Source organism: Proteocatella sp. QWL-06 (genome assembly GCF_058684135.1).
Genome location: NZ_CM178755.1, coordinates 1,406,472 through 1,420,550, shown reverse-complemented (window position 1 = coordinate 1,420,550; position 14,079 = coordinate 1,406,472). Strand labels below are relative to the sequence as shown.

Here is a 14,079-nt window from a genome sequence, read left to right as displayed (position 1 = left end):
AGGATGAAAAAAATGCAGGCAATCAGAATGCTTGGAAGCGGGATGGATCTGGGTGAATTGAATGAATACGCATTTGAGATATGTTTTTTGTTAATACAGAGTATCTTCATGAGAGAAATAACTGAAAATACAAACCGTACAAGAAATGATATGTTGCTTATAGCAGAAAGAATAATCAATGACATGGGTCTTAAATGCGGCAGTGAACTTGTAGACAGGATCGTTGACGGAACGCTCTGGTACAGGGATCCTTCAAAACAGGAGAGTTTTAATGCAAGGATATTTAATGAAGATACTCGAAAAAAAGAAGAATTCTTTTTCAGATATTTCAAGGTAGACAGAGAGAACAGCCACTGGGAAATCGGAGGCCCTACTGTATACATGCTCAGCGAGGAAAGTCAGGAGATGATTTTTATAACTCGAGAGATACTTGAAGAATTTGGATTTGATCTTGAACAGTTTTATACACTCCAGTTGATTAAGACGGGAAATTTTATAAAGGCGAGAAGCAGCATAGACAACCTTATTGCCAGGGTCAGGGTACTCATAAACAGAGAAAAAGAATACCGAAGGGATATAATAAGAGATCCCCAGAATATTTTCTTTGACAGAAATACAAGGGGAAGAAAAACTGAGGAAGAGATAAAAAGTCAGTTTGAGGAAGAACAGAAGGTTTTTCAGAATATGTTTGCCTGGAAAAATAGATTTAACTCTCTTCCTGAAGACAAAAAGACAGAAGCGGAGATAATGTTTGACAATCTTGAGAGAGCAAGGCTTATGCATGACAGTCTGGCAAAACACGTTATGGAGAATCTGGCACTTGAACTTGAGATAAGAGTCAAGTATCCTGAGAGCTTCTGGAATATTACAAATTTCAGTTTCAAAAAGGATATATGGCAGAATAACATTATAAAAAACGGGCTCGCAAATATGGATGACCTGGAAAAACTCATATATTCATTTTTCTCTCCTGATATCGAATTTATATACCCTTTGCAATGGGCATGGGCAGAGCAGACAATCAGAACCAAAAGAAATATAAAGAAGATGTCACAGATTCATGAAGATGAAAACTGGGAGTTCAGAGAAACGGACTGGAACCTTCTGACGGATCTCTATACGGATGTTTTTAAAATACTTATGGACAAAGGTGAATTTTCAATACTTGAGCTGAACGAAGCAAATGATTATGACAAAGCCAGATGGTTAAGCCAGAAGGAAAATATAGATTTATTCATGATGTTCGTTATATCAGAAACAGTATTAGAATCTGATTATACGGGAGAAGATGACCGGCTTAGGCTTTTTAAGCTTCTCTGTGAAAAAAATCCCGAATTCAGAATTCTTGAAAACAGGAAGCTATTGTCAAAATTAGACAGGGAGGCCGAAAGCCTCAATTGGAACGAATTATCTGTTTCACCATATACGATTTATATTGAGGAGTAGAAAATGAGCTATACGAGTGAAGATATAAGAAAAGCAAGTGAACTTTTCTTCAAGCTTTTGAGCAGTAAAATACTGCCGGCAAGTGACATACAGGCTGCACAGTTTTATGAAAATAATGATATCAGAGAAATTGTAAAGACCATGGCAGAGCAAGGTGGGCTCAGAGTGTTTGGAACAAGGCAGAATCTCCATCTTGTGGCTGACGGAGAAGGGTCTGTTTTTGCTACAACATACACTCAGATGAAGGGGAAATACACCAGGTTGGACAGAAAAAAGCATTTTTATCTGGCTAACATAATAATATGCATATATCTTTCGGAAATTGACAGAGAAAACAGCTATTCATTCAGGATAGAGGATGCGGGCATATCCTATTATAAGCTTGAGGAGATCATTACAAACACTCTGGACTCATGGAAGAAAAGAAGTGATTCAGAAGATACATTTTCAAAGGATTTCGCTATAGCCATAGACGAAATTCACAGGCTGTGGAATGTAGAAATGTCACATTCAAAAGAAAATAAGGATGGAAGCGGATTCAGCTTGTCTGAAAAGACAAGGTTGGGATTTATCAATGATGCAATGAAGCCTCTTGAAAATGAAAATCTCATTATAAATCTGCACAGCGAGAACAGACTGGTTCCGAAAGAAGAATTATACGAAAGACTGGATAATCTTTATCGCGAAGGTGATCGTTATAAAGAGATAATGCATATAATAAAAAATGTAAGAGAAGGAGATGGAGATGCCAAAACTTTCTAAAATAAGGCTTACGGGATGCAGATATGATGCTCTTAAAAAAGAACATGAGAATTCCATATTCGATTTAACTAAAAATGAAAAGCCTGATCACACGCTTTTTACATTGTGCAATGGAGGCGGAAAAGGAGTAATGATGCAGCTGATATTTCAGTTGCTATTACCTGAAACAAGGTGGGGAAAAAACAATGGAAACAAGGTAATCTCAATGTTTTATGATCAGCGCAACAATCTGAATCCATTTACATTTCATGTTGTGCTTGAATGGATACTGGATACTGTTCCTGAAAAAAGACTGATCACAGGAATTGCAGTTAAGGCTGTTTTGAAAAACTCAGTAGGAGAAGAGGAAGGAAAGGCGGGACTGTCATATTTCCTTTATACTCATGAACACGATGGCAGAGGATTCTATACGGTTGAAAATCTTCCTCTCTATGATCAAAAATCAAATGAAGCAACGGATATAGAAGTTCTGGAAGATTTTATAAGCAATAATAGAAGGGATTTCATAAAATACAGCCAGTCAAATGCAAAAAGAAAAGACAGCGATTATTTCCGATATCTTGAAACCAGAGGCATATACAGGAGTGAGTGGATAAATCTCAAGGACATAAACAAACTTGAGGGAGGTGCAGGCGATTATTTTACGGGAGCAAGTGACAACAAATCGATTTTTGACAAGATAATAATTCCGGCTATAAGTGAAAATATCAAAAATTATTCATATGACGACAAGGATAATCTTATTGAAATGTTCAGGAGCAATCTTTCAATAACCAAAGATTTGCCTGTTCTGATAAAAAGAGAAGGAGACTACAGAGAACTTCTTACAGAAATCAAGCCTCTAATTGAAAATGCTGATGTTGGTTCGAGACTTATTGATTACAGGGAAGCCCTGATTAATGAAGGGAATGACCTGTTTTTCATACTCAATGGAGAGACGCTTTCAGTAGACAGGGAAATAGAAAAATGGGAGCGGGAAATTAAAAATGTATCTTTAGAAAAAAGTGAGCTCGAATACAGGAGAGACAATCTGGCGTATAATCGGTATAAAAGAGATCTTGAGATAAAGGAAAATGAAATTGAGAATCTGAAAATAATATTCAAAGATAAAGTGAATTATCTTGAAACAAAAAAAGAGGAACAATTACTATATAAGATCAATGATATAAAGCATAAAAAAATATGTACAGAAAAAGAGATTGAAGCAAAAAACAAAGAGAAGAACAGAATTATGGAATCCCTGGAATTATCAGACATAATTAAGAAGGCTGAAAATCTTGATAATGAAATTGAAATTGAATGGGAAAAGATAAAAAGCGTATGGATAAACATAGAAAATCAGTATTCTGCTTTTAATAATTACAACAACACTCTCAAGAAAGAAAATGAAGACAAGATAAAAAAGTATCATGAGAAGATTGATGCTCTCAGGGATGGAATCAATCGATTTAAAATAAAAGAAGAAGAGCATGAAAGGCAGAGAAGTAAACTCGAGGAAACATATGATGCAATGAGCATGGCTTTTCCAGAGAGAATAAAAGAAGATCTTCTAAAAATTCATGCTGAACTTGAAGATAAAATCAAGCATTCCTGCTCTGAATTGATTTCATTAAATAAAATCAACTCAGAGCAGGAATTGGAGGATATGAGGCTGAAATATTATCTTGACAGCTGCAGTGAGAAACTGGAGAAACTGATCATTATAATAAATAAGCAGGAGAGATATGAATTAGAAGTTGCAGGCAATATTTCAAGACTGTTGCTGGAAAATCCTGATGGAGGCATTTTAAACGATATCTGGCTTGACAGAAAAAAGGAAAAGCTGAACAATCTCAGAATAGACAAGACACACAGCCTTGAATCGCTGCAGAAAATGATATGGGGCAAAAACATCGACAGGCTTTTGAACAGAGAAGATTATTTTATTCCAAACAAGGATGTAATTTTAATAAAGGAAGAAATACAAAAAGCTGGGATCAATGTGCAGACTGGAGCGGAATATCTGCATGAAGCGGATGAATCTGACAAAACTGAATTGATTATGAGCAATCCTGGTTTTTTATATTCCCTTGTGATTGGAAATTTACGAGACTGGGAGATTGTTGAAAAGAATATAAGCAAAGATTTGTTCATAAATAATATGGTACCTGTATTTATAAGATCAGAAATGAAAATGAAAAGGGACTTGAATTACAGAATCATAAGGAATGAAGCTGACAAACTTACTGACAGTGAGATTTTCTCAGTCTGGAAGCATGAGATGGAAATGGAAACAGAAAGCCTGATTCAGTCTGAATACAGGCTCAAGAAGGATTTAGAAGATATTAATAATGTTTTGCGGTTAATAGAGACTTTAAAAAATACAGACACAGTATCTTCACTAAACAAAATATTGAATGAAGAAAAGAAAAATATTGAAGAAACAGAAGAAAAACTTAGCCTTCTCAAGGAAAAAAATTCTGAAATAAAAAATAAAATAATACTTTCTGAGAGTGAACGAAGTGATGCTATCATATGCATGCAGAGTAATAAATCTGAACTCATGCTCATTGAATCATACATCGAAAAGAAAATTGAAATAGAATCTGAAAGAAGCAGGATAGACGAACTGAAAAAAGATAAATCAGGGCTGGAAAAAGATATTGAGTGTCTTCGGGATGAAAATGAGGCTGTGTCAGAAAATCAGGAATTAGTCAGATCCTCATATTTTGACTGGAAGCTTGAAACTGGCAGTATGCTTGAATCTCTTAAAGAAGTATATAAAGCAGCAAAATATGATTATAAAGCTAATTCAGGTTATTCGAATAACAGGCTGCCAGACTTTGATTTATCAGATAAAAACATCAGCTCGCTTGTGAATCAGAGGAAGATCATAAATAAGGATATTTCAGAAAAGGATAGCGCTATTGCGGTCCTGGATGTTAAACTGGAAAATTTTGATAAAGAACTTGGACGATATTTATCCGATCTTGATAAACTTTCAGAAGACTGGAATTCATACGAGTATTTTGAGCTTCCTCCGGATGAAGTTGCAATAATCATAAAAAGTATTACTAAATCAATAGAAAAAGCAGCCTATGAAAGAGATAAAATCAAGTCAGATATAGACATTACATCAGGAAGTGTAAAGATCATGAAACAGCAGCTTTCAGATAAAGAGGCTGACATATTAAAAATCCATAGAAGGTCTCCTGTCTTTCTTGAAACAGCGGATATAAGTGCTGAGATAGATTTAGTGGAAAGAGAGCTGAAATCAAATAATTTATATTCAATAGTATGCTCAGAAACACTGGAACGGAATAAAACGGAAAAAACGAAGCTGGAAATAAACCTGACAAGAATAAAAAGCGGATACACACTTGATTTATCAAAAGGGAAAGCAAATCCTCAGTTAAAAGATAAAGTGATTAAAAATCCGGATCTTTGGGTAGATGAATGGCTGAGGAGATGCGAAACAAATAAGAGAGATTTTCAGAAAACAATCGAAAATGGTGAAAATATAAGGGCGAGATTTGTAAAATCAGTTGACAGCAAGCTTCAGGAAGATAATCTTAGAGAAAAAATAGTATCTGCAGTAAAGGAAGCCAATATTTACAATTTCAAGAATAATTATTCATCTTTCAACAGTATGGAAGAAAATTTTCAGAAAGAAATCCTCAGACTTACGAATGATAAAAGTAAGGCTGAATCGCTTATGAAGCAGTGGACAGACAGAGCTGCTATGCATGTAATAAGGATGATTGAAGGTCTCAAGAACATGGTCTCAAGCATGAATTATATAAATGAACAGGGCCATGCTTTCCCTCTTGTAAAGTTGAAGGGTATAGAGAGGCTTCCTAAAGATAAAAAAGAAGTTTTATATCTTCTGGATGAGTATTTTCTTCAATCCATTTCTAACATATTGGACAAATATAAAGATATTTCGTCATTAGACGACAAAGAACTTAAAGATATTATGGGTGACAGAGTGATATTCTCAAAAGCTCTACAGGGAAGGTATCCAACTCTTATGGTTTACAAAATGTCAGAAAAAAACGAGTTCAGATATGCAAGAGCCAGAGAGGAATACTACACGACATGGGAGGCAATCAATAAAGGGGAAGGTGATCTTCCGGAAGGCTCTGGAGGTCAGACACTTTCAGTAAATACATTTGTAATAATGATGATTATGAGCTTTAAAAAGAAGTATATAGGTAATGAAAACCCATCAACAGTGCTCATACTTGATAATCCTTTTGGAAAAGCCTCGGCAAAGCATGTCCTTGATCCAATATTTGAAATAGCTGACAAGCTTAATTTTCAGCTTATTTGCTTTGCTGCGCCAGAAATAATCAAAGTCGAGATAAGCGAAAGATTTCCTGTATTTTGGGAACTCAAGATTGATGATGGTAAAATTGTACATGGCGGCAGAGTAATAAAGCAGTAAGATAAAGCCAAAGAAAGGATTAAACTTATGAAAAATGAAAACGATCTTGAAAGACTTCTGGATATCCTGCAAAAAAGATTTGATTCAAACATGAATCGTCATGAAGGACTGAACTGGGAGAAGATAAAATCAAGGCTTGAAATCGACCCGAAGAAGCTCATGATCCTTGAGAAGATGGAAAAGAGCGGTGGGGAACCTGATGTAGTTGGATACGATGAGGCTGCCGGAGAATATATTATCTTCGACTGCTCGTCGGAAAGCCCTAAGGGCAGGCGAAGCCTGTGTTATGATGTCCAGGCGCTTGAGTCTAGAAAAAAACAGAAGCCAGACGGCAGTGCAATCGGCATGGCGGATAAAATAGGAATAGACATCCTGAGCGAGGAAGAATACAGATATCTTCAGTCTCTTGGGAGCTTTGATGAAAAAACTTCCAGCTGGGTAAAAACTCCTGAGAAAATAAGAGCTCTGGGTGGAGCCTTGTTTTGTGACCGCAGGTATGGCAGTGTATTTGTTTATCACAATGGTGCAGAGTCTTACTATGCCTCACGAGGATTCAGAGGGTCGCTGAGAATATAGATTATCATGATTTTTAGGAAAGAGGCATATATGGATAGTGAGATTTCATTTTCGAGAGCGGAGACCTGCCTTATAATGGAGCCGAGACTGAGCAACCCCCATGGTACGGCTCATGGCGGAGAGCTGATGAAAATAATGGACAACACCGCGGGAATAGCAGCGGCCAAGCATGCAAAAGGAAGCGTAGTTACAGCAAGGGTCGATGAGATAGTCTTTCACAAGGCAATCCACATAGGAGACATTGTTACATGTATAGCGGAGCTTTGCTATGTCGGGCGTACATCCATGCAGATCAGGGTAAGGATAGTTGTTCATGAGCTGGACAATTATCAGGAACCCGAGACTGCACTGACGGCATTTTTTACCATGGTCCATATGAAAGATGATGTTCCTTCTGCCGTACCGCCGCTTAATCCGGTAACTGACGCCGAGATAGAGCTTTACAGGCGTGGAGAGCAGAAATATTTGGAGATTCAGTCAAAGTACAAGAAAAGAAAATCATAGGCAGAGTGAAGAAAATGGAATTAATCGAGGCAAGAACAATAATATCTGCTCGCCATGAAAACAGCCAGTGGTTTGGGATAGATTATAACATGAACATCTACAAAGGCTGCAGTCATGGATGCATATACTGTGACAGCAGAAGCGACTGCTATGGCGTAGAGGATTTTGACAGAGTCAGAGCAAAACGGAATGCTCTGGATATGATAAGAAGAGAACTGAGGACTAAGAGGAAAAAAGGGGTCGTGGGCACAGGCGCCATGAGCGATCCCTATAATCCGCTTGAAAAAGAATATAACCTGACAAGAGGAGCACTTGAGATAATAGACAGCCTTGGATTTGGAGCTGCGATCGCGACAAAGAGCTCACTTATCCTGCGGGACACGGATATCCTCAGGCAGATTGCTCAGCATTCCCCGGTAATCGTAAAAATCACTGTAACGGCGGCCCGGGACGAGCTCTCCAGAAAAGTGGAGCCTGGGGTATCGGTTTCTTCTGAGCGATTTCGCGCGATAAAAGAGCTTTCAGAAGCGGGGATATTTACAGGCGTGCTTCTCATGCCGTTGCTGCCATTTATTGAAGATACAGAGGATAACATCTCAGAAATAATTGAGCTTGCTCACAAAAATGGCGCGAAATTCATATATCCGGCCTTTGGAGTGACGCTGCGAAATAATCAGCGGCAGTGGTATTACACAAAGCTGGATGAACTGTTTCCGGGGCTCAAGGCGAAATATATAAGCACATATGGAGACTCATATGAATGCAGGTCAAAGAATTCAAAGAAGCTGTGGGCTCTGTTCAAGAGCAGGTGTGATGAATACGGAATTCTTTACAGGATGGAGGATATAATAAGTGAATATAAAAAGTCTTATCAGGCTGAGCAGCTTTCCTTCTTGTAAAAATGATGGGAGGACTTTGGATGGGAAGCATCAAAGTATGGACTAAGCAGAACGAAAACGTGTTGAGAGAGCTGGAATCTAAAGGAAGATATACGGCTAAGCGGGAGTATATAATAAAGGACCTTGATGAGCATGCAAATCTGGTGCTCGATGTATATGACTGGCTGGTAAGAAATTCTCCAGGAGCTTTTCAAAAGCCTGCTGATGCTCATTATCCGATATGGGTATCTATGGAAAGAGAGGCGACGATGCTTCCGAGCCAGGGAACTGTGATAATTGAGCTTACCGTGGATCCGGATATCATAACCAGGGTGAACATAGACAAGTGGGGGACCATACTCAACTATTCCTATATCCCTTCAGACGAGCAGGACAGGATAAGGCACAGAAAATACCTGGAGCAGTATGGAACAAGCGATGCGCAGGCCTATATGTCACAGTTTTATCCGCATATAAAGAGAAGCATAATTGAGAGCTGGAGCAGGCTTTTTGATGATAGCATAATCCTTGGAAGCAGCAAATGCTATGGAAACATATGGGAGGTAAAAAAAGAATGGATATCAGAAATAATAAGGTAATCCTGTATTCATCTCAGGCAGAGGCAGTTCTGCAGATTATTGAGCGAGACGGAGAATGCTTTTCAAAGAGAAAATATGTTGAAGACAAATATCAGGAAAGTGCGCCGATTTTCGTTTCGGCATACAGCTGGTTTGTCCACGAGGCTGAAAAATATGTTGCGAGACCGGAAAATGCAGAGTACCCGTACTGGGCTTTCAAGGATATTTACAGCGTAGAGGCATCAGGAGACAGCAGGATAATAAAGCTGGAGGTTCCTGTAGAAGCGGCAGTTTTTTTTGACATGTACGACTGGAACAAGATACTCAGCCTGAAATTCATAGGTGAGACAGAAAAGGACGAACAGGAATTTAGAAAGATGCTCAGAGATTACGGAATCACCAGAGAAAGCGATGTCATGCTTACGAATTTTTACCCTAATCTCAAGCGGCAGGTGCAGGAAAGCTGGAAGAGGCTCTTCAGGCATCATGAGGATATAATAAATGGGGAAACTCAAGGAATAGGAAGCATACAGGCAGGGCTCTGGACTATAAGGAAAGAGTGGATAGTGAAATGATAACAGTATCAGAAGTCATTAAGAACAGCTGCCTGAAAAAATATCCAGTAGCATGTGGATTGGGAGGCATTGATAATGAGGTCATAAGATCCGGAATAGTGGATTATGAATTCTCAATAGAAGGCTACATAGAAAAAAACAATTCATTTGGACCGGGGGATTTTCTAATATCGAGCCTGCTGTTTACCCATGGAGATGAAGAAAAACTCCTTGACATGGTTAAAAAACTCGTAAAGCTTGATGTGAGCGGCCTCGCTGTAAAGAACATCTTCTTTTCATCAATACCGGACAGTATCAGAAATTTCTGTGATGAAAATCAGTTTCCCGTGATCCTGTTTGACAATGACATATATTTTGAAGATATAGTAAGTGACATAGATGGCCTCCTTAAAATGTCAGACTGGGTGAATAAGGCAGAACATCAGATAGAGATAATGCTGGGAGACAATCTTACGAGATATGAAGTAGAAGCATTAGCGAGAGATATGGGGCTTTTTAAGGGATCCAGTGCCAGAGTATACTGGATAAGGCCTCAGCAGGCGCTAAGTCAGAACAGGATGAAAAAAACAGTAAAAGAATATGCAAATTACTTTAAGGAAGACAGGAAGAGCTTTCTATTCAAATACAGGCAGTTTTACGTATTTATGGTGATTCAGGATGATGAAAATAAAAAGGATTCGCAGGTACTGCTTGAGGAAGCGCTGCGGCTTGCCGGCCATGACTTCATGCAGTGCGTCATCGGCGCAGGAGGAGTACATGACTCCATGTCTGAGCTTGATTTCTCATTAAGGGAGGCAGCCTGGAGCTGCCAGGTTGCAACGCTGCTCAATAAAAGTATCATGAATTACCATGATATGGGAATCTGGTCAGTAGCGGCTGCTCACTGCAAATCACCATACATGATTGAGTATGCAGAGAGATATCTGAGCCCGCTTTTTTCGGAAAAATCTGATTCCACAAAAGATCATCTTGAGACACTCATTACCACAATCTTGTGCGAAGGCAATTCAAAGATATCTTCAAAAAAGCTCAACATACATGACAATACCTACAGATACCGTATGAACAAAATCAGAGAAAAGATAGATCCAAATGCAAGCGATTATATATTTTATGAGAATGCATCCATTGCTGTCAAAATATATCTGCTAAGGCATATGGACTGGAATATTTGATGCGAGAGACCTTTATATTGTGAATAAACACAATATAAGGGTCTTTTTTTATTTTTCGCTACAATGCAATTAACCGTGTATAAGCATATAATTGTATAAAAAGGAGGATTTGAGATATGAACAGTATTTATGTGTTATCAGAATCGGATACAATGGAATTATTAGAGATGGAAGAAGTGATTGAGGCGGTAGAAAACGTATACAGGGAAAAAACTCTTGGAAGCGGAAAGCTGTTTCCCATGGTATTTCATGAGTTTGAAAGCCAGGTCGCTGACATGGATATAAAGTCAGGAACACTTGATGACATGGGAGTATATGGACTCAAGCTCGTATCGTGGTTTGGCGAAAACAGGAAGAAGAATCTCCCGATGCTCTCTGGCGTGGTAATGCTGTTTGACAGAGAAACAGGTATTCCTCTGGCGCTTATAAATGCAGAGCATATGACCGGAATGCGTACAGGCGCGGCGGGGGCAATAGGAGCCAGATATCTTGCCCGCAGGGATTCTCAGGTAATGCTTATGGTCGGTGCAGGACATCAGGCAACATACCAGATACGTGCTATGCAGACTGTATTTCCAGCACTGAAGAAGGTGATGGTGTTTGATCCGGTCAATATGGACAATGCTTCAGTATTTGTGGATAATTTTGGGTACAAGAAAGAAAATACACAATACATCGCTGTAGAGAATATAGAAGCGGCTGCTGGGGAAGCGGATATAATAGTGACAGCTACTCCATCAAGAAAGCCAATGATCATGAAGGAGTGGGTAAAGCCAGGAACACACTTCAGCTGCATGGGTTCGGATATGGAAGGAAAACAGGAGATAGATCCTGAAATACTCACTTCAGCAAGACTTATTGCCGATGATATAAATCAGTCAGTGAATGTAGGTGAATTCGAAAAAGGCATCAAGGAAGGAATTATTGCAAAAACAGATATAATATGTGAAATCGGAGATGTGATTTCGGGCAGGGAAGAAGGAAGAGAATCTGAGGCGGACATAACTGTTTTTGATTCCACAGGGCTCGGGCTTCAGGACATAGCAGTTGGGTATATGGCTGTAAAAAAAGCAGGACTTATGGATGATATTAAGAAGATGAATTTTTAAAGGAGGATGCAGATGAAGATACGTGATTTTGGAGTCGAGATGTGGATGGCCGAATATGAAAACGATGCAGTATATAACATAGCAGAAACATGTGTTGAGTCAATTACTGTAAATGAACTGCTTTCCATGGCTGATATGAAAACTGAGGCATTTGAAAGAATTGGCCAGATGAAGATGACTTATGGCGCCATAGAAGGTTCAAATGAGCTGAGAACGGAGATCGCAAAGCTTTATGACAGCGCTTCGGTTGAAAACATAACAGTTACACATGGAACGATTGGGGCCAATTCTCTGGTTTATGATGTGCTTGTAGAACCGGGTGACCACGTGATTTCCGTACTGCCTACCTATCAGCAGCATTATTCGATTCCGGAGTCTCTTGGTGCAAGGGTGGATATACTTCCCTTAAGATGGGAGAATGAATTCCTTCCGGACCTGGATGAACTCAGACTGCTGATCAAGCCGGATACAAAGGTGATAAGCATAAACAATCCTAATAACCCTACAGGAGCTGTAATGGGAAAAGAAATTTTGAACGGAATAATTGAAATAGCAAGATCAGTCGGCGCATATGTACTTTGCGATGAGGTATACAGAGGGCTTGATCACGAGGAAGGCTTTACTCCTTCGGTATTCGATCTCTACGAAAAGGGCATAAGCACGGCAAGCCTCTCAAAGACATTCTCGCTTGCCGGCCTCAGGATTGGCTGGGTTGCAGGACCGAAGGATTTTATATCAAGAGCAAACAAGAGACGCGATTATAACATAATCAGCTGCGGCATGATAGATGATTATCTTGCAGGAATAGCGCTAAGGCACAAGGATAAGATTCTGGAGAGAAACATTGCGCTCGTAAAAAGAAATGCAGGCATCCTCGACAGATGGGTAAGGAATTCGGAGCATGTGGACTATATAAAGCCAAAGGGAGGAACTACTGCGTTTTTAAGGTACAGCAATGACATGAAATCAGAAGAGCTCTGCAGGGATATCATGAAGAAAACTGGAGTTATGCTGGTACCAGGGACCGCGCTTGACATGGAAGGTTTTCTAAGGATAGGATATGCAAACAACACAGAAATCCTCGAAGAAGGACTGAAGCGCCTTCAGGAGTATTTTGATGAAAACTGGGGAGGAAGCTGTGGAAAGAGCAGAGCTTAAGTCGCTTAAAGCAGCCTCGATTGCCGGACTTTTCCTTGTAGCTGTAATATGGGGATCTACTTTCACTGCAAACAAAATAGCGCTGGAGACACTGTCTCCCCTCAGTCTTATGGCAGTGAGATTTCTTATGGCATTTGCGGCAATGGCCCTGATTTTCAGAAGGCGCTTTGCAGTGCTTACGACTGGTGCAGTCAAGGGCGGGATATTGTGCGGGATATCGCTGTTCCTGGCTTTTGTGCTCCAAACTTATGGACTGCTCTATACAGATGCAGGAAAGCAGGCATTTTTGAGCGGGGCATATGTAATTGCAGTTCCGTTTCTTACATGGCTTGCATTTCGGAAAAAACCCGGAGCAAAGGCATATCTGGGAGCTGCGCTGTGCTTTTCAGGAATTTCTCTGATATCACTTAATTCCGGATTCAGGATTGAGAGGGGAGATTTCCTTACTCTGATAAGTAGCTTCTTTTTTGCGGCGCAGATAGTAATTGCAGGGTATTATGTGAGAAATGAGGATCCTGCAGTAATATCCACCATACAATTTGGAGTCATGGGAGGGCTTTCGCTTCTGGGTACGCTTATAACTGGAGAGAGTGCATTTATGTCTATGGCTGGAAACTGGCTTACCGCAGGAGGAATATCGCTGATATATCTTGGCATAATAGGAACGGCAGTCGCTTATTATCTTCAGATCCTGTGCCAGAAGCATGCAAGTCCTACGACTACTTCCATAATTCTCAGCCTTGAAGCTGTATTTGGATCTCTGCTTGCGGTACTGATCCTGGGAGAAACATTCACCCTGAGGATGATATCAGGGGCAGCCGCCATCCTCGTATCCATACTGATTACTGAATCTTAATCAAAACGAGCTGCCTCAATATGAGGCAGCTCATTA

12 protein-coding genes are annotated in these 14,079 nt (G+C 39.6%); all 12 read left to right on the top strand.

The annotated features are described in order from the left end of the window. Positions 1-12: 12 nt before the first annotated feature. The 12 genes from AC4PGZ_RS06755 (at position 13) to AC4PGZ_RS06700 (ending at position 14,043) form a co-directional block, all read left to right on the top strand. Positions 13-1,446, top strand: coding sequence for a hypothetical protein (locus AC4PGZ_RS06755; protein WP_492157873.1), 1,434 nt, complete (start codon positions 13-15; stop codon positions 1,444-1,446). A gap of 3 nt (positions 1,447-1,449) precedes the next feature. Then, the gene (locus tag AC4PGZ_RS06750; RefSeq protein WP_492157872.1) at positions 1,450-2,208 is read left to right on the top strand and encodes a DUF6063 family protein; all 759 of its coding nucleotides are present in this window, start codon (positions 1,450-1,452) and stop codon (positions 2,206-2,208) included. Beyond that, positions 2,192-6,634, top strand: coding sequence for a coiled-coil domain-containing protein (locus tag AC4PGZ_RS06745; RefSeq protein ID WP_492157871.1), 4,443 nt, complete (start codon positions 2,192-2,194; stop codon positions 6,632-6,634). Before AC4PGZ_RS06750 ends, AC4PGZ_RS06745 begins: the two co-directional genes overlap by 17 nt. Before the next feature lie 27 nt (positions 6,635-6,661). Then, positions 6,662-7,210 (top strand): DUF4256 domain-containing protein, encoded by a 549-nt coding sequence (locus AC4PGZ_RS06740; RefSeq protein WP_492157870.1) that lies wholly within the window; start codon positions 6,662-6,664, stop codon positions 7,208-7,210. Between the two features lie 30 nt (positions 7,211-7,240). Continuing rightward, positions 7,241-7,714 carry an acyl-CoA thioesterase gene (locus AC4PGZ_RS06735; protein ID WP_492157869.1) on the top strand — a complete coding sequence of 158 codons (474 nt, stop codon included), beginning with the start codon at positions 7,241-7,243 and terminating at the stop codon, positions 7,712-7,714. 14 nt (positions 7,715-7,728) lie between these two features. Continuing rightward, positions 7,729-8,613 (top strand): SPL family radical SAM protein, encoded by an 885-nt coding sequence (locus AC4PGZ_RS06730; RefSeq protein WP_492157868.1) that lies wholly within the window; start codon positions 7,729-7,731, stop codon positions 8,611-8,613. 20 nt (positions 8,614-8,633) lie between these two features. Beyond that, the gene (locus tag AC4PGZ_RS06725; protein WP_492157867.1) at positions 8,634-9,191 is read left to right on the top strand and encodes a DUF3841 domain-containing protein; all 558 of its coding nucleotides are present in this window, start codon (positions 8,634-8,636) and stop codon (positions 9,189-9,191) included. Beyond that, a complete protein-coding gene (locus tag AC4PGZ_RS06720; protein ID WP_492157866.1) occupies positions 9,167-9,745 on the top strand; it encodes a DUF3841 domain-containing protein in 579 nt (192 codons plus the stop codon). Before AC4PGZ_RS06725 ends, AC4PGZ_RS06720 begins: the two co-directional genes overlap by 25 nt. Then, the gene (locus AC4PGZ_RS06715) at positions 9,742-10,920 is read left to right on the top strand and encodes a PucR family transcriptional regulator (protein ID WP_492157865.1); all 1,179 of its coding nucleotides are present in this window, start codon (positions 9,742-9,744) and stop codon (positions 10,918-10,920) included. The genes AC4PGZ_RS06720 and AC4PGZ_RS06715 overlap by 4 nt, the downstream gene beginning before the upstream one ends. Before the next feature lie 116 nt (positions 10,921-11,036). After that, positions 11,037-12,029, top strand: coding sequence for an ornithine cyclodeaminase family protein (locus tag AC4PGZ_RS06710; RefSeq protein WP_492157864.1), 993 nt, complete (start codon positions 11,037-11,039; stop codon positions 12,027-12,029). A gap of 12 nt (positions 12,030-12,041) precedes the next feature. Beyond that, on the top strand, positions 12,042-13,187 hold the full coding sequence (locus AC4PGZ_RS06705; protein WP_492157863.1) for an aminotransferase: 1,146 nt from the start codon (positions 12,042-12,044) through the stop codon (positions 13,185-13,187). Then, positions 13,147-14,043 carry a DMT family transporter gene (locus AC4PGZ_RS06700; protein WP_492157862.1) on the top strand — a complete coding sequence of 299 codons (897 nt, stop codon included), beginning with the start codon at positions 13,147-13,149 and terminating at the stop codon, positions 14,041-14,043. Before AC4PGZ_RS06705 ends, AC4PGZ_RS06700 begins: the two co-directional genes overlap by 41 nt. Positions 14,044-14,079: the final 36 nt, after the last annotated feature.